The sequence below is a fragment of the Comamonas kerstersii genome (assembly GCF_008801935.1).
Taxonomy (GTDB): Bacteria; Pseudomonadota; Gammaproteobacteria; order Burkholderiales; family Burkholderiaceae_C; genus Comamonas; species Comamonas kerstersii.
Genome location: NZ_VZOT01000003.1, coordinates 306,051 through 323,192, shown reverse-complemented (window position 1 = coordinate 323,192; position 17,142 = coordinate 306,051). Strand labels below are relative to the sequence as shown.

Genomic DNA, 17,142 nt, shown 5'->3' with positions numbered 1-17,142 from the left:
AGTGGTTTGCACCACCTGTGGCCACAGGTGGTGCATGTCTTGCATCAAGCCTTCAGCGGTGTGCCCAGGCTGCGCAGCACATCGCGCACCATCTGGGCGCGGGCCTTGGGGTCGGGCAGCTCGCGCTCAATGCGCAGCTTGTCATTGCCTGCCAGTTTGATGTGCTTGTTCTTCTGAATCAGGCTGATGATCTGCATCGGGTCAATCGGCGGATTGGGCTTGAAGGTGATGTTGATCACCCCTGGCGCTGCATCCACCTTGGCAACGCCATAGGGCTCAGACAGCACACGCAGGCGGTGGGTGTCGATCAGGGTCTGCGCCTGTGGGGGCAGCTTGCCAAAGCGGTCCACGATTTCTTCGAGCAGGTGGTCAATCTGGTCTGTGGTCTTGGCGGTGGCCAGCTTTTTGTAGAGCGACAGGCGCAGCTGCACATCGCCACAGTAGTCGTTGGGCAGCAGGGCTGGCGCGTGCAGATTGATTTCCGTGGTGGCTGCCATGGGCGAGAGCAGATCAGGCTCCTTGCCGTTCTTGAGGCTGCGTACGGCTTCGGCCAGCATTTCGTTGTAGAGCTGAAAGCCGATTTCCATCATGTTGCCACTCTGGTTTTCGCCCAGCACTTCACCCGCGCCGCGAATTTCCAGGTCATGCATGGCCAGGTAAAAGCCACTGCCCAGCTCTTCCATCTGCTGGATGGCTTCCAGGCGCTGCTGGGCCTGCTTGGTCAGGCCTTCTACGTCCGGCACCATCAGGTAGGCATAGGCCTGGTGGTGGCTGCGGCCCACGCGGCCACGCAGCTGGTGCAGCTGGGCCAGACCGAACTTGTCGGCACGGCTGATGACGATGGTGTTGGCCGTGGGCACGTCAATACCGGTTTCGATGATGGTGGAGCACAGCAGCACGTTGTAGCGCTGGGCCACAAAGTCACGCATGACGCGCTCCAGCTCGCGCTCGGGCATCTGGCCGTGGGCCACGGCAATGCGTGCCTCGGGCAGGATGGCTTCCAGCGCCTGGCGGCGGTTTTCGATGGTCTCCACCTCGTTGTGCAGAAAGTAGACCTGGCCGCCACGCTTGAACTCACGCAGCACGGCTTCGCGGATGACGCCCTGGCTTTCGCTGCGCACAAAGGTCTTGATGGCCAGGCGGCGCTGCGGTGCAGTGGCAATCACGGACAGATCGCGCAGGCCTTCCAGCGCCATGCCCATGGTGCGCGGAATGGGGGTGGCTGTGAGCGTGAGCACATCCACCTCGGCACGCATGGCCTTCATGGCCTCCTTGTGGCGCACGCCAAACCGGTGTTCCTCGTCAATGATGAGCAGGCCCAGATCCTTGAACTTCACGGAGCTGGACAGCAGCTTGTGCGTGCCAACCACAATGTCCACCGAGCCTTCACCCAGCCCCTGGAGTGCGGCATTGACCTCCTTGGTGGTGCGAAAACGCGAGACTTCCGCCACCCGGATGGGCCACTTGGAGAAACGGTCCACCAGCGTCTGGTAGTGCTGCTCGGCCAGCAGGGTGGTGGGGGCAAGGAAGGCCACCTGCTTGCCGCCCATGGCAGCCACAAAGGCGGCGCGCAGGGCGACCTCGGTCTTGCCAAAGCCTACATCGCCGCAGACCAGACGGTCCATGGGCTGGGGGCTGAGCATGTCGTGAATCACGGCATGGATGGCCGCCTTCTGGTCAGCCGTTTCTTCAAAGCCAAAGTCTTGGGCGAACTGCTCGTAGTCCTGCACATTCAGACGGAAGGCATGGCCTTCACGCGCAGCGCGGCGGGCGTAGATGTTGAGCAGCTCGGCGGCTGCATCGCGCACCTGCTCGGCAGCCTTGCGCTTGGCTTTTTCCCACTGGTTGCTGCCCAGGTTGTGCAGGGGTGCAGATTCGGGGGTGACGCCGGTGTAGCGGCTGATGTGGTGCAGCTGGCTGACGGGCACATAGAGCACGGCATTCTTGGCGTATTCCAGGTGCAGAAACTCCTGCAGCGCAGGCGTGCCGTCTTCGTTCTTCTGCCCCACATCCATGTTCACCAGGCCGTGGTAGCGGCCGATGCCATGCTGGCTGTGTACGACCGGGTCGCCGACTTTCAGCTCGGACAAGTCCTTGATCAGCGCGTCCACATCGCTGACCTGTTCCTGCTTCTTGCGCCGGCGCGTGCTGCCGGAGGTAGAGGCAAACAGCTCGGTCTCGGTAACAAAGTCAATGCCCGTTTCCACCCATGCAAAGCCGCGCATCAGGTTGGAGGTGGCAATGCCCAGGGGTTCGCTGTCTTCACCCTGAAATTCCGCCAGCGAGTCAAATGCAGGCGGGTTCAGGTGCGAAGAGCGCAGAAAGTCCAGCAGGCTTTCACGGCGACCATCGCTTTCAGCCAGCACCAGCACACGGCGGCCTGCGCTGCGCACATGGGCCTGCAGGCGCTGCAGCGGGTCTTCCGCACCGCGTACCACGGACAGGTCAGGCAGGGTCTGGAACCAGGCGCTGTCTGGCACATCGTCTACCTTGGGGCGCAGGGCCAGCTGTGGGTAGGGCTTGGCGCAGGCGTAGAACTGCTCGGCGTTCAGAAACAGGGTTTCGGGTGGCAGTGCAGGGCGCTCCGGGTCGCCCTGCACCAGGCGATAGCGTTCCCTGGTGTCCTGCCAGAAGCGCTGGAAGGCAGGCTCCAGCTCGCCATGCAGCACCAGGGTGGCATCCTCGCCCAGGTAGTCGAACACCGTGGCGGTGTCGTCAAAGAACAGCGGCAGGTAGTACTCAATACCGGCCGTGGCAACGCCCGCACCCATGTCCTTGTAGATGCGGCTGCGTGTGGGGTCGCCTTCCAGCAGTTCGCGCCAGCGGTGGCGGAATTTGGCGCGGGCATCCTCATCCATGGGGAATTCGCGCCCGGGCAGCAGGCGTACCTGAGGCACGGTGTCCTGGCTGCGCTGGGTGTCCGGGTCAAAGGTGCGGATGGTGTCGATCTCGTCATCGAACAGATCCACACGGTAGGGCACGGGCGACCCCATGGGGAAGAGGTCAATCAGCCCGCCGCGCACGGCATATTCGCCGTGGCTGACCACTTGCGAGACATGCTGGTAGCCCGCCAGCGTCAGTTGGGCCTTGAGCTTGGCTTCGTCCAGCTTCTGGCCTTGCTTGAACTCAAAGGTGTAGCCCGCCAGAAAAGACGGAGGGGCCAGTCGGTACAGCGCCGTGGTCGCAGGCACCAGCACCACGTCGGCACCGCTTTCATGGTCACGCTGGCGAATGCGCCACAGCGTAGCCAGGCGCTCACTGATCAGATCCTGGTGTGGAGAGAAAGTGTCGTAGGGCAGGGTTTCCCAGTCAGGGAACAGGGCCGTGCGCAGCTCGGGCGCGAAGAAGGCCATTTCGTCGATCAGGCGCTGCGCATCGCTGGCATCAGCAGTGACGATGACCGTCAGGCGGCCAGCGCTTTTTTCGCGTTCGGCAAGACGTGCCAGCAGCAGTGCATCGGCACTGCCAACGGGCATGGGCAGGGCAAAACGTTTACCGGGCGAGAGTTTGGGCAAGTCCATGGGCGCAGAAGTTTCTGAGTGCGACAGGCGCAGAGCCTGCAAAAAGCGCGGGAATGTGACCAGCTGCCGCTGGAGCGAAGCCGTCGATTTTAGAATGCGGCGCATGACTGACTTGCTAGCCGCCGCCAATGTGCCATGGTCCGCGCAGGGGCGTTTCTGGGGCCTGATTCCGTGTGCCGGTGTTGGTGCACGCGCCATTCCTGCGGGTGCGCCCACGCCCGATCTGCCCAAACAGTACCACCCCGTTGCCGGGCAGCCTCTGGTGCTGCATACGCTGGCGGCGTTCGCTGGTGTGCAGCGTCTGGCGGCAACGCTGGTGGCGGTGGCTCCGCGCGACCAGTTTCTGGACAGCTATGCCAGTCCATCCTGGTTTCATGTGCCGTGCGGTGGCGCAACCCGGGCCGACACCGTCATGGGTGGCCTCAAGGTGTTGCTGGCGCGTGGTGCCGCAGAAGAGGACTGGGTGCTGGTACACGATGCAGCGCGTTGCCTGGTCACCTCGGAGCAGATTAACCAGCTGATCGATGCCTGCCAGAGCGACAGCGTAGGCGGCCTGCTGGCACACAAGCTGCCTGATACGCTCAAAGCTGCCATGATGGAAGACGGCAGCGCACGTGTGGCAGCCACCGTAGACCGCAGCGACAAATGGCTGGCACAGACGCCGCAGATGTTCCGCATTGGCGTGCTGCTGCAGGCGCTGCAGCGCATGGGGGCTGCAGCGACGGATGAGGCCAGTGCCATGGAAGCCATGGGCCTGCGGCCCAAGCTGGTACCTGGCGGTGCGCAGAACTTTAAAGTGACCTATCCCGATGACTTTGCCCTGGCCGAAGCCGTGCTGCAGCAGCGCAGGCAGGTGGCGGAGCAGGTTGTTTCGAATTAATCATCAAATTGGCCGCAAACCCGCAAGGGTACTGCGCAAATAGCTATGAATTTTCGTATTGGCGAAGGCTGGGACGTACATGCTCTGGTGGAGGGGCGCAAGCTCATCATTGGTGGTGTAGAGATTCCCCACGACAAGGGGCTGCTCGGTCACTCCGATGCTGACGTGCTGCTGCACGCCATCACAGATGCCATCCTCGGTGCGGCCGGAATGGGTGATATTGGCCGCCACTTTCCGGACACGGCCGTGGAGTTCAAGGGGGCAGACTCGTTCGTGCTGCTGCAGGAAGCCGCGCGCCGCGTGCGTGAAAAAGGCTGGGAGTTTGGCAATATCGACAGCACTGTGATTGCCCAGAAGCCCAAGCTGGCACCACACATTCCCGCCATGCAGCAGCGCATTGCTGAGGCAGTGGGGATCAGTGTGGAGCAGGTCAACGTCAAGGCCAAGACGGCAGAGAAGATGGGTCCGGTCGGTGAGCTGCAGGCCATGGAAGCCAATGCCGTGGCGCTGATCTACAAGCCCTGAAAAATATAGCTGTCAGCGCTTGCTGTATCTTTCCTGGAGGCACTTTTGATGCATAAAAAAGCCCTGTGTGCCAGATGGCATGCAGGGCTTTTTGTTGGGTGAGCCTGGCTCAGATGGTGTTATCAGGCGGCAGGTGGCGCTTGACCTGGGGGCGCTGCAGGCGGTGCTTGGGGTCCTGGCCGGTGGGCACATCGGTCACACGCTGCAGCTGGATGTTGGCTGCAAGACCGCCGCCGTTGGCATTGGTGATGGTGAAGATGCCGCCCATGCGCTGCACGGTGCGGTCCACGATGGACAGGCCTAGACCCGCACCCGCTGCCGCCGTGCGTGCAGAGTCACCACGGAAGAAAGGCTGGGTCAGCCGTGCCAGCTGGTCGGGCGGCACACCGGGGCCGTGGTCGCGGATGCGCATCAGCACCCAGTTTTCACGGGTCTTGAGCGTGATGTCCACATAGGTGGTTTCGGTGTCCACGGTCTTGCCGTAGCGGCGGGCGTTTTCCAGCAGGTTGGAGATCACGCGGGCCAGTTCGATCTCGTCCGCCATGACATAGATGTCATCCGGAATCGACATGCTGATCTGCAGCTCGCGGTGGTTCTGCACGGCATAGACGCAGGACGACACCACAGCATGCAGGTTCACCACGGTGAGCGAGACAAAGTCAGGCCGTGCGTAGTCCAGGAATTTGTCGATGGTCGCATCCAGTTGCACGATGTCGGCCACCATGTGCTGGCGGGCAATATCGTCATGCACGCTCATTTCCGTTTCCAGGCGCAGGCGTGCCAGCGGGGTGCGCAGGTCGTGCGAGATGCCGGCCAGCATCACGGCGCGTTCCTGCTCCAGCTGCGCCAGTTTTTGCGCCATGCGGTTAAAGCCGATGTTGACCTCGCGAATCTCACTGGTCACCGCCTCTTCGTCGAGGTGGCTGGCCGCAAAGTCGCCATCACGCACGCGGTTGGCGGCATAGCTCAGCTGCTTGAGGGGACGGTTGATCAGTCGGGCAATCACGGCTGCGCCTGCCAGCGACAGAATGCCCGCCGTGCTCAGCCAGATCAGCCAGGTGCGGCTGCTGGCGGTGGTAAAGCGTGATTGATCGAGCAGCAGCCAGTTGGGGTCGTTGTCGATGGTGAAGCTCACCCACAGGCCAGGTTCGCCATTGACGCTGCGCGCCAGAATGGTGTCTTCGCCCAGGCGTGAGGTCAGCAGCTCATCCAGGCGCAGGTTCAGTTGCGTGGGCGGCAGCTCTTCAAAACTGTCGGAAGGCTCACGGGGGCGAATAAGCACGCCTTCCTGGTCTGCCATGGTCTTGATCAAGGAGACGCGGGCGATGGCATCCGAGTGCTGCAGCGCTGCGCGGCTCAGACTCACCAGAGAGGCAATCTGCTGTGCCGTCTGCAGCGTGCGCGGGTCAAACTCCAGGGCGCGCAGGGTCTGCAGCCAGGCCAGGATGCTGCCCAGCAGCAGCAGTGCGAGAAGGAAAAAAGTGCGCCAGAAAAGGTTCAGGCCCACACGAGCGTGTTTGCTGGACTTTTCCGGTGCGTCACTGCTTTCACTGGCTGGAGTGCTTTCAGCAAACATAAAGAGACGGGAGAAGAGGGCAGAGGGCGCACGAGGCGCCTTGGGAGAGAACAAACCAGAAAGTTTAGTTGGTGCCGTCTGGAACGAACACGTAGCCTACACCCCAGACAGTCTGGATGTAGCGTGGAGCGGCAGCGTCTTCTTCGATCAGCTTGCGCAGGCGCGAAACCTGTACGTCCAGGCTGCGGTCGAAGGGCTCAAACTCACGGCCACGGGCCAGCATAGCCAGTTTTTCGCGCGACAGTGGCTGGCGGGGGTGGCGCACCAGTGCCTTGAGCATGGCGAATTCGCCTGTCGTCAGTGGCAGCTCTTCGCCGTTCTTCTGCAGCACGCGGGTGCCCAGGTCGAAAGTGAAGGGGCCAAAGCTGACCACTTCGTTGTCGCCCGAGGGTGCGCCTGGCGCTTCCACCGGGGGGCGGCGGCGCAGCACGGCGTGAATGCGCGCCAGCAGTTCGCGTGGGTTGAATGGCTTGCCCAGGTAGTCGTCAGCGCCGACTTCCAGACCCACGATGCGGTCCACATCTTCGCCCTTGGCTGTGAGCATGATGATGGGCGTGCGGTCGTTGGCGGAACGCAGACGGCGGCAGATGGACAGGCCGTCTTCACCGGGCATCATCAAATCCAGCACGATGAGGTCCACGGTCTCGCGCAACAAAATGCGGTTGAGCGCCTTCCCGTCTTCTGCAATCATGACCTCAAAGCCTTCCTGCGTCAGATAGCGGCGCAGCAGATCACGGATGCGTGCATCATCATCAACGACGAGGATCTTGTCGGTACGGTTTGTGGTTGTGGGCATGGATATTCCCCCTTGTCCAATTTGTAACAGAGCTAATTCTGACCAGCTTGGCGCAAAAAATTCCGCTTTTTGTCATTGTTTGACACAGTGTTACATGTCTTTCGAAAAGACGAAAACAGATTTCGCGGAAAAAAAGCCTTTGTCTGTCATGCTTTAGCGGTGTTTGCAGGCGTTTGAGTGCCTGCTTCCATGAAAAGGAGTTCCTCTATGTCTTTGGGTCGAATGTCCGCAAGTTTTTTGCGCCAGCCACGCCGTGTGCTGATGACCGGAGTGATCACGATGGCCGCTGCAGCGGGCGCAGGTACTGCAGCCCATGCCCAGCAGGCAGAGCCATTGCGCAATGTGGTGCAGCTGTCGGCATCGGGCAGTGTGGAAGTGGATCAGGACTGGCTGCAGATGCAGCTGTCTGCTGTGCGTGAAGGCAGCAGTGCTGCGGTTGTGCAGCAGCAGCTCAAGCAGGTGGTGGAGGCGGCGCTGCGCAGCCTGCAGCCTCAGGCGCAGGGTCAGGACATGCAGGTACACAGCGGCAGCTTCGGCGTGTACCCACGCCAGGATGATCAGGGCAAGATCAAGGGCTGGCAGGGTCGCGCCGAGGTGGTGCTGGAGGGCAGAGACTTTGCCCGCATCAGCCAAGCTGCGGCACAGGTGCAGGACATGGCGGTCTCCAGCATGGGTTTCGGACTTTCCAGAGAAGGTCGCCAGAAGGTGCTGGAGCAGGCACAGGCCGATGCTATTGGCCAGTTCAAGCAGCGCGCGAGTTTTTTGGCCAAGCAGTTTGGGTTTTCAGGCTACACCCTGCGTGAGGTCAATGTGAACACGCAGGACGGCTTCTACGCCCCCCGCATGCAGCGTGCAGGTCTTGTCATGGCCGTGGCGGAGAAAGCCGACATGGCCTCTCCCGTGCCTGTAGAGGCAGGCAAGGAACAGGTGACGGTACAGGTGTCTGGCTCCATCCAGTTGCATTAAAAAACATAGCTGTCAGCGCTTGCTGAACGGGCGCTGGAAGCCAAAAAGCCTCTGAATTGCTTCAGAGGCTTTCTGTCATGGATGCAGGTTGGGCGTGCGGTGAGGGCCTTACTGCGCGGCCCAGCCGCCATCCATATTCCATGCTGCGCCGCGCACATTGGCGGCTGCTTCTGAGCAGAAGAACACGGCCAGTGCACCCAGCTCCTCGGGCGTTGTGAAGCGCATGGAGGGTTCTTTTTCACCCAGCAGCTGTTCGGTCGCGGCTTCTATGCTGATGCCGCTGGCAGCTGCCTTGGCCTCGACCTGTTTTTGCACCAGCGGCGTCAGCACCCAGCCGGGGCAGATGGCATTGCAGGTAATGCCGGTGGTGGCGGTCTCCAGTGCAGTCACCTTGGTCAGGCCGACCAGGCCGTGCTTGGCAGCGACGTAGGCAGATTTCTGGGCAGAGGCAACCAGACCATGGACGGAGGCGATATTGATGATGCGCCCCCAGTTGGCTGCTCGCATGGCAGGCAGGGCCAGGCGTGTGGTGTGAAAGGCGCTGGAGAGGTTGATGGCCAAAATGGCATCCCACTTCTCGGGGGGGAAATCTTCCACGGCGGCGACGTGCTGGATGCCTGCGTTGTTCACAACAATGTCGATGCGCCCGAAGCGCTCGGCACCAAAGGTCATCATGGCTTCAATCTCGGCAGGCTTGCTCATGTCTGCTCCGTGGTAGTCCACGGCAATGCCGTGCGCGGCTCCTGCTGCCTTGACTTCTGCAATGGCTGCCTCGCTGTCTCCAAAACCGTTGAGAAGAATGCTGGCACCCTGGGCTGCCAGCGACCGGGCAATCCCCAGGCCGATGCCGCTGGTGGAACCTGTGACCAAAGCAGTTTTGCCTTTGAGCATATGAAAGCCTCCGCTGAATATGAATTAGGATGGATGTATCCATTTTCATGGCACCACCGGAAATCGCCTACCCATGATTGAACCTACGCTGAAATACGTAACCTGCCCTGGCGCGGCAGCGCAAGGCGGCGGCAGCCATGAAATGGCGTACTGGGAGTGGAACCAGACCGAAAATCCCGCGCATCCGCATGTGATCATGTGTGTGCACGGTCTGACACGCCAGGGCCGCGACTTTGATGTGCTGGCGCGCAGTCTGAGTCAGCATGCCCGCGTGATCTGCCCGGATGTGGCAGGGCGCGGCAAAAGTGACTGGCTGGCGGATCCCGTGCAGTACGGCATGGCGCAATATGCGCAGGATATGCTGGCCTTGCTTACGCAGCTGCATGCCCAGGCTCCGGTGCTGCGGCTGGACTGGGTGGGCACCAGCATGGGAGGGTTGATTGGCATGGTGATCGCAGGCAGTCCAGAGCTACCCCTGCCTGTGCCAGTGCGGCGTCTGCTGCTCAATGATGTAGGCCCTGTGCTGGCCTGGCCTGCCTTGCAGCGCATTGCCTGCTATGTAGGCAAGACGGGGAGCTTTGACAGCCTGCAGCAGGGCGCAGATGCGCTGCGTACGATTTCCGCAGGCTTTGGACCGCACACGGATGCAGACTGGCTGGCGCTGTCGCGCCCCATGCTGCGCCAGAGGGAGGATGGGCGCTGGACGCTGCACTACGACCCCGCCATTGCAGTACCGTTTCAGCAGCTCACACAGCAGGCCTCTGAGCAGGGCCAGGCACTATGGTGGTGCCTGTATGACCGTATCAAGGCACAGACTTTGCTTGTTCGTGGTGCACAGTCAGACTTGCTGACATCTGAAACAGCACGGGACATGCAGCAGCGTGGACCTCTTGCACAATGTGTGGAACTTGAAGGCGTGGGTCATGCCCCCACCTTTGTGGCGAATGACCAGGTGGTCATCGCACGGAATTTCTTGTTGGGTGATGAATGAAAAAAGAGCAAAAACAATGGTTGCGTAAGCTGCAGGCGCTTACGTCTCGAATGGACGGAGGACTGACATGCGCAGCGTGACATCATTGCCCCCAACAACTGGAGAAGACGGAGCCGTACCAGCGACACTTCAGCCCTCTGCCATCAGTGGTGAGCTGCCTCATCTGCTGGCTGCAACGGCCGGAGCCATTCCTGACCAGGTAGACGCGCTGCGCCGCGCCCGTGCGTTTGCCGAGCCGTTGCTGGTTGGGGAAGAGCTGGCATCGGGCGAGAACACGCTGGCCCACGCAGACGCCACGGCGGCCATTGTCAAAGGCATTGGTGGCTCGGAAGCCATGCAGGCCGCCTGCTATCTGGTCTATGCCAGCATGCACCTGAACAAGCCTCTGGAGGTACTGACCAAGGCCTTTGGTGCCAACTTTGCGCAGCTGGCGGTGGAAACCACCAAGCTCATGCACTTTCAGCAGCAGGCGCGCGCCGGTGACAGCAGCCTGCGCGTGGATGACCCCGCCACGCAGACCGAAACCGTACGCAAGATGCTGCTGGGCTTTTCGCGTGATGTGCGTGTGGTGCTGCTGCGCCTGGCTTCGCGCCTGCAGACGCTGCGCTGGTATGCCGCCAGCAAGCGGCCAGTTTCGCCCAGCATGGCCTATGAGGCGCTGCATGTGTTTGCGCCGCTGGCCAACCGTCTGGGGATCTGGCAGATCAAATGGGAGCTGGAAGACCTGTCCTTCCGCTTTCTGGAGCCAGACACTTACCGCGACATTGCCAAGCTGCTCGACGAAAAGCGCGCCGAGCGTGAGGTCTACATGGAGCAGCTGCGCATGCGGCTGGAAGCCGATCTGTCTGCCTATGGCATCAAGGCCACGGTGTCTGGCAGACCCAAGCACATCTACAGCATCATCAAGAAGATGCGTGGCAAGTCGCTGAACTTCGACCAGCTGTTTGATATTCGCGCCCTGCGTGTGGTCGTGCCTACGGTCAAGGATTGCTATACGGCACTTTCCTGGGTGCATGAACATTTTCAGCCCATTGAGTCGGAGTTTGACGACTACATCGCCAAGCCCAAGCCCAATGGCTACCAGTCGTTGCACACGGTGGTGCGTGACCCGCAGGGGCGGGCGATTGAAATCCAGATCCGTACCCAGGCCATGCACGACCATGCAGAAAACGGGGTGGCGGCACACTGGGCATACAAGGAAGCAGGCACCAAAGGCTATGCAGGTGTCAGCGCCACGGGTGAATACGATGCCAAGATTGCCGTGCTGCGCCAGCTGCTGGCCTGGGGCAAGGATTTGTCGGAGACGCCTTCGCACCGCAGCCTGTTTGACGACCGCATCTATGTACTCACGCCGAATGCGGCGGTGATCGAGCTGCCGCAGGGCGCAACGCCTGTGGACTTTGCCTATTCCGTGCACACCAACCTTGGCCACCGCTGCCGTGGTGCACGCGTGGATGGCAATATGGTGCCGCTCAATACCGCGCTGCAAAGTGGTCAGACCGTGGAAATCACCACGGTCAAGGAAGAGCGCCCCTCACGCGACTGGCTCAACCCCGAGCTGGGCTACCTGGTCAGCAACCGCGCCAAGGCCAAGGTTCGCGCCTGGTTCAATGCCCAGGCCACACACGAAACCATCACGCGTGGCCGCGAGTCGGTAGAAAAACTGCTGCAGCGTGAAGGCAAGACGGCCATCAAGCTGGAAGACCTGGCCACGCAGCTGGGCTTCAAGTCGGCCGATGCGCTGTTTGAAGTGGTGGGCAAGGACGAATACTCGCTGCGCAATATCGAAGCCGTGCTGCGCCCGGCCGAGCCTGAGCAGCCCGAGGAAAGCATTCAGGCCATGGTGCGCAAGCCTCGCGCCAACAATCCTGCGCACAAGGGCAGCGTGCTGGTGGTCGGGGTGGATTCGCTCATGACGCAGCTGGCCAAATGCTGCAAGCCTGCACCGCCTGACGATATCCGGGGCTTTGTGACGCGCGGCAAAGGCGTGAGCGTGCACCGCAGCGATTGCAGCAACTTCCGCGAAATGGCAGCGCGCAATGAAGAGCGTGTGATTGATGTGGCCTGGGACAGCCCCAAGAGTGAAAAGCACACCGCTGTCTATCCGGTCGACGTATCGGTGGAAGCCACCGACCGCCAGGGCTTGCTGCGCGATATCTCGGATGTGTTTGCCAAGGAAAAGACCAATGTCATTGGTGTGCAGACCCAGTCCGTCAAGGGTACGGCGTGGATGACATTCACGGTGGAGGTCTCGGATTCCGGTCGCCTGAACAAGGTGCTGGGCATTGTGGCCACCGTTCCCGGTGTGCGTGCAGCGCGCAGGCGCTAATTTTTGTACTTTTTCTGAAACGTCAGAAAACGGTGCTACAATCGCAGCTTCTGATGATTCAGGCGCGTAGCTCAGTTGGTTAGAGCACCACCTTGACATGGTGGGGGTCGTTGGTTCGAATCCAATCGCGCCTACCAAACAACGCAGGCATTAACCAAGCCTGCAAAAAGAAGTGCCACACTGCAAAGTGTGGCATTTTTTTTCCGTCTCAGAACTTCACACCTGCAAGCAGTGCCTGTTCTGCGGAACAGCACGGGCATTTGCGCATGGGCTGGCCGCATGCCCTGAGCGGCCAGCCAGTCTTTTAGTGACTCTCAATCCCCAGAAATTGAAACGGCGCCGTTGCCTGGAACTGTGGCGTTGCATTGCCAGCGTAGGTGTGGCTCTGGTTGTGGCCCAGGTCCAGTTTCATGACCTTGCCGGTTTTTTCGCTGAAGTCCAGGGACTTGAGGTCTACCCAGAAGGTGTTCGGGGTGAGGGCGGAGTCAAAGAAATACAGCTTGCGCTGGTGGTCAAACACGGTACGCCAGCGTGTAGACGAGATGTTGGGCTCTTCCGGCGTGGTCAGGCCGTAGGGCACGGAGACATTGCGGATCACGCTCAGCACGCTGGCCAGCGCCAGATTGGGATCTTCGCTTTTAGGCACTGCATTCACATAGAAAGAGGCGCGTGCAAAGCGGTCAGCGGCGCGGTTGGTGCCGGGTAAGAACGTGGTGCCACCTACCGCCTGCCAATATTTGTTGACGGCCAGCTGCTGATCAAAGGTGGGAGAGTTGGTCATCACCTGATAGTCACGGCTGTGGTGTATGACCTGCTTGCCATCGATGTATTCAATGATGGCGCTGTCCCCGCTGGAGTCGGACATGGACAGGTGCAAGGTGGTCAGCCGATTTTCACCGGGGATATTGTCGGTGACGATGGTGAAAGGTTCTTTGGCCAGTGCATCGACTGCTTCCCGCACCGTGGCAAAGTTGTCCAGCACATACTGCGCCCAGGCTGCAATCGTCAGGCCTGGTTTGCTACTGGCATCGAATGCGGGGTATTGAGACTCCACGAGCCACAGCAAGTTGGCGTTCAGTCCGGCTTCATTGACGCCATCGGTGGTGGAAATGTCGTAGCCAGAGGTGATGACACTGCCATATCTGGAGGTCCACTGCAGCGAGTTGGCACCTGTCTGCCCATTGCGCTGCATGCCGCGAGGCAGTACCCAGAGGTTGCTCACAATGTCAGTCTTCCAGTCCATGGAGCGGGCTGTGACGATGTGCCCGTTGACACCGTGGTAGACAAGGCGGGTACAGGCCCAGGCGCTGGAAGCGGCTGCGGTGCATGCAATGCCAAGAAGACAGGCAGCAAGCTGTGGGCGGATGGTTGGCATTTTCATGGCGCGGCTTTGGTCATTGATGGGATGAGAGTGCGTCACGATAGCTGAATCTGCCCGCAACTACCGCAGCAACTGCCGCGATCTGGTGTAAGACGCCGTGCGCTTTGGGGCTGTGCAGGATGCTCGAGCGGGCCACCTGCGGCCGAAAGCGGCACGCAGGCCAGTTGGTCCGGCTCACATCTTGGATGGCAGGGCTGTGACGATTTGCGGGAAGTACCACAGCATGACCAGCGCCAGCACCATGAGCAAAAAGTAGGGAGCGCAGACCTTGGCGATGTAGGTGATCTGCTTGCCCGTCATGCTTTGCAGCACAAACAGGTTAAAGCCCACGGGTGGGGTGATCTGGGCGGTTTCCACGGTAATCACGAGGAAGATGCCAAACCACAGGGGGTCAATGCCTGCGGCCTGAATGATGGGCAGCACCACGCTCATGGTCAGCACAATGGTGGAGATGCCATCGAGGAAGCAGCCAATGAGAATGTAGAACAGGCCCAGCACCACGATGAGCATGGCAGGTGACAGGTTCAGGCTGCCCACATATTCCGCCAGCTGGCGTGGCAGGCCAATGTAGCCCATGGACAGGGTCATAAAGGCAGCGCCCGCCAGAATCAGGGCGATCATGCAGTACAGGCGCGTAGCGCCAAACAGCGAGGCCTTGAAGCTGTCCCAGGTCAGCGCCTTTTGCGAGGCAGATACCACCAGCGCACCAACCACACCAATCGCAGCCGCTTCGGTGGCCGTGGCAAAGCCGGTATAAATGCTCAGAATGACACTGCCAATGAGCAGCACTACGGGGATCAGATGGCGGGCTTCATACAGCTTCTGGCGCAGGCTGGTGCTGGCATCGGCCTTGGGCACTTTGTCGGGGTTGAGCAAGGCCCAGACCATGATCCAGCCGCCAAACAAGGCAGCCAGCAGCAGGCCTGGCAGTACACCAGCCATGAACAGCTTGGAAATCGACAGCTCGGCAGATACGCCATAGACGATCAGGATGATGGATGGCGGAATCAGCAGCCCCAGCGTGGCAGGGCCGCCCAGTGAACCAATGATCTGCGCCTCGGTGTAGCCGCGCTTTTTCAGCTCTGGAATATTGATCTTGCCTACGGTGGCGCAGGTGGCGGCCGACGAGCCTGAGACCGAGGCAAAAATGGTGCAGCCAATCACATTGGTGTGCAGCAGTCGGCCGGGCAGAGCGTTGACCCAGGGCGCCAGCCCCCGGAACATGCTCTCTGACAGGTTGGTGCGGTAAAGAATCTCGCCCATCCAGATGAACAGGGGCAAAGCCGTGAGCGTCCAGCTGCTGGCAGAGCCCCAGATGGTCATTGCCATGGCATCACCTGCCGCACGGGACGTGAAGAACTCCATGCCAAACCAGGCTACGCCTGCCAAAGTCAGACCGACCCAGACACCACCGCTGAGCAGCACCAGCAGCACTACGACCAGAGCCACACTGGCGAAAATTTCATTCATGGTGGGCATCCTCCAGGCTGCGAGGCTTACGCTGGCCGGTGACTTCCAGCACCAGCTCGTCGCAGAAGGCGATAAAGAAAATCACGGTGCCTACGGCCATGAGCATCTGGGGAATCCACAAAGGGGTGGCATCAATGCCGATGGAGATGTCATCAATCTCCCAGGATTGCCACACCAGGCGGCAGGCATAAAAGGCCAGAAAACCAGCAAGCATGGTGGCAATCAACAGGGCGGCGACTTCGAGTGACTTCAGAGCTTTGCCCTTGAGCATGCCCAGAAACAGGGTGACGCGAATGTGCTCGCCAGCCTTGAGCGTGCTGGCCAGGGCCATAAAGCCCGCTCCGGCCATGGCATAGCCTGCATAGGCATCGGTGCCGGGTGCAGAAAAACCGAAGGCGCGGCTCAGAATGGTCAACAGCACCATCAGCAGCACGCCAACCATGGAAATACCTGCCAGCCAGGCGCTGGCCGCATACAGACCGTCAAGGAATCTGCGCATCAAAACCATCCTTCCATAGCCTGTGGGGGCTATGCCATGTGACGCAGCAGTGCACGCGTCACATGGCTGCCTTCATTACTTGCCGGTTTTGTAGGTGTCCAAAATGGCCTGGCCGTCTTTGCCAGCCTTTTCCAGCCATTCCTTGATGACCACTTCACCGACCTTGACCAGATCGGCCTTGAACTCAGGAGATCCTTCCTCCACGATCATGCCGCCAGCCTTGAGGGTTTCAATGGACTTGGCATCCACTTCGCGCGAGGCTTTCCAGCCGCGCTCCTCGGCTTCGGTAGCTGCCTTGAGCACGGCTTCCTGCTCTTCTTTGCTCAGTGCATTGAAAGCCTTTTTGCTGACGGTGACAGCATTTTTTGGAATCCAGGCCTGCACGTTGTAGTAGTGCTTGAGGTTTTCAAACAGCTTGTTGTCAGCACCTGTGGCGCTGGACGTGATCAGCCCTTCGATGACGCCAGTGGCCAGAGCCTGAGACAGCTCGGCTTCCTGAATGGTCACAGGCTGGGCGCCGACCAGTTCACCAATGCGTGCGGTGGTGGGGGAGTACACGCGCCACTTCATGCCCTTGAGGTCTGCGGCCGAGTTCACAGGCTTTTGGGTGTAGATGCCTTGCGGAGGCCAGGCCACGGAATACAGCAGGACTTGCCCCTGCTTGTCCAGCAGCTGCTGCAGCGCAGGCTTCTGGGCCTGGTAGAGCTTGTAGGCATCGTCATAGCTGCCGACCAGGAAAGGCAGGCCATCGGCGCCAAAGATCGGGGCTTCGTTCTGGAAGCTCACCAGAAAGAACTCGCCCATCTGCGCATTGCCAGTCTGCACGGCACGCTTGATCTCGGGCATCTTGAACAGCGAGGCACCAAAGTGCGGGGTGATCTTGAGTTTGCCCTGTGTGGCTGCTTCCACATCCTTGACGAACTGTTCATTGTTCTTGGAGTGAAAGTTATGGGCTGGGTAGGCAGTTGCGAAATCCCACTTGGTCTGGGCTGCTGCAGTGCCTGCAAAGCCCACGCTGGCAGCCAGCGCAGTGGTTGCGATAAAGATTCGACGCTTCATGGATGACTCCTTTCGGGGTGGATGAAGGTGGTCGGACGCAACGCTGGGCGCAATGGCAGTCCACCACGGGTTCTCAACACTCAGGCAAATCGCGTGCCAAAAGTAGCACCCTCTTTGAAAGCCAGTCATCAGGGATTTCAACGATATGAACTATTTGTGGGTGATGTAGTTTTATGTTGTTGGTTTGGAGTTGAAAGATTGTTCAACCAGATTTGGTGCATTGTTCGGTTTTTGCCAGCTTCTGGTGCATGGAATGCA

Annotated in this window: 13 protein-coding genes and 1 tRNA gene; 6 read left to right on the top strand and 8 right to left on the bottom strand. The window is 60.3% G+C overall.

All coding sequences use genetic code 11. The annotated features are described in order from the left end of the window. Positions 1-44 precede the first annotated feature (44 nt). Complete coding sequence (gene mfd / locus F7P80_RS06805) at positions 45-3,521, bottom strand: transcription-repair coupling factor (RefSeq protein ID WP_151043691.1); 3,477 nt, start codon at positions 3,519-3,521, stop codon at positions 45-47. Positions 3,522-3,624: 103 nt separating this feature from the next. Here mfd and ispD point away from each other — a divergent pair, with 103 nt between their 5' ends. Continuing rightward, positions 3,625-4,401, top strand: coding sequence for a 2-C-methyl-D-erythritol 4-phosphate cytidylyltransferase (gene ispD / locus F7P80_RS06800; RefSeq protein ID WP_151043552.1), 777 nt, complete (start codon positions 3,625-3,627; stop codon positions 4,399-4,401). A 45-nt stretch (positions 4,402-4,446) separates the two neighbouring features. Then, positions 4,447-4,926 (top strand): 2-C-methyl-D-erythritol 2,4-cyclodiphosphate synthase, encoded by a 480-nt coding sequence (gene ispF / locus F7P80_RS06795; protein ID WP_151043550.1) that lies wholly within the window; start codon positions 4,447-4,449, stop codon positions 4,924-4,926. Between the two features lie 109 nt (positions 4,927-5,035). Here ispF and F7P80_RS06790 read toward each other — a convergent pair whose 3' ends face one another. Next, entirely contained in the window at positions 5,036-6,502 is a 1,467-nt protein-coding gene (locus tag F7P80_RS06790) for a sensor histidine kinase (RefSeq protein ID WP_151043548.1), read from the bottom strand. A gap of 64 nt (positions 6,503-6,566) precedes the next feature. Next, positions 6,567-7,298: an osmolarity response regulator transcription factor OmpR gene (ompR, locus tag F7P80_RS06785; protein WP_054066264.1), complete on the bottom strand. Its 732-nt coding sequence runs from the start codon at positions 7,296-7,298 to the stop codon at positions 6,567-6,569. A gap of 207 nt (positions 7,299-7,505) precedes the next feature. Between ompR and F7P80_RS06780 the strand changes: the two genes are divergently transcribed. Then, entirely contained in the window at positions 7,506-8,264 is a 759-nt protein-coding gene (locus F7P80_RS06780) for an SIMPL domain-containing protein (protein ID WP_249041402.1), read from the top strand. Between the two features lie 108 nt (positions 8,265-8,372). Here the strand turns inward: F7P80_RS06780 and F7P80_RS06775 are convergent, their stop codons facing one another. Beyond that, the gene (locus tag F7P80_RS06775; RefSeq protein WP_054066265.1) at positions 8,373-9,155 is read right to left on the bottom strand and encodes a 3-hydroxybutyrate dehydrogenase; all 783 of its coding nucleotides are present in this window, start codon (positions 9,153-9,155) and stop codon (positions 8,373-8,375) included. Between the two features lie 73 nt (positions 9,156-9,228). Between F7P80_RS06775 and F7P80_RS06770 the strand changes: the two genes are divergently transcribed. The 3 genes from F7P80_RS06770 (at position 9,229) to F7P80_RS06760 (ending at position 12,612) form a co-directional block, all read left to right on the top strand. Next, entirely contained in the window at positions 9,229-10,146 is a 918-nt protein-coding gene (locus F7P80_RS06770; RefSeq protein WP_151043546.1) for an alpha/beta fold hydrolase, read from the top strand. A gap of 67 nt (positions 10,147-10,213) precedes the next feature. Beyond that, positions 10,214-12,475, top strand: coding sequence for a RelA/SpoT family protein (locus F7P80_RS06765; protein WP_151043543.1), 2,262 nt, complete (start codon positions 10,214-10,216; stop codon positions 12,473-12,475). A gap of 60 nt (positions 12,476-12,535) precedes the next feature. Continuing rightward, positions 12,536-12,612 (top strand) — tRNA-Val (locus tag F7P80_RS06760). A 167-nt stretch (positions 12,613-12,779) separates the two neighbouring features. Here the strand turns inward: F7P80_RS06760 and F7P80_RS06755 are convergent. From F7P80_RS06755 to F7P80_RS06740, 4 genes are all read right to left on the bottom strand, one after another. Beyond that, on the bottom strand, positions 12,780-13,850 hold the full coding sequence (locus tag F7P80_RS06755; RefSeq protein WP_417034212.1) for a linear amide C-N hydrolase: 1,071 nt from the start codon (positions 13,848-13,850) through the stop codon (positions 12,780-12,782). Positions 13,851-14,030: 180 nt separating this feature from the next. Then, on the bottom strand, positions 14,031-15,326 hold the full coding sequence (locus F7P80_RS06750; protein WP_077344565.1) for a TRAP transporter large permease: 1,296 nt from the start codon (positions 15,324-15,326) through the stop codon (positions 14,031-14,033). Continuing rightward, positions 15,319-15,825 carry a TRAP transporter small permease gene (locus F7P80_RS06745; RefSeq protein WP_151043539.1) on the bottom strand — a complete coding sequence of 169 codons (507 nt, stop codon included), beginning with the start codon at positions 15,823-15,825 and terminating at the stop codon, positions 15,319-15,321. The genes F7P80_RS06750 and F7P80_RS06745 overlap by 8 nt, the downstream gene beginning before the upstream one ends. 75 nt (positions 15,826-15,900) lie before the next feature. Continuing rightward, positions 15,901-16,884, bottom strand: a complete 984-nt coding sequence (locus tag F7P80_RS06740) for a TRAP transporter substrate-binding protein (RefSeq protein WP_151043537.1) — start codon at positions 16,882-16,884, stop codon at positions 15,901-15,903. Between the last annotated feature and the right edge of the window lie 258 nt (positions 16,885-17,142).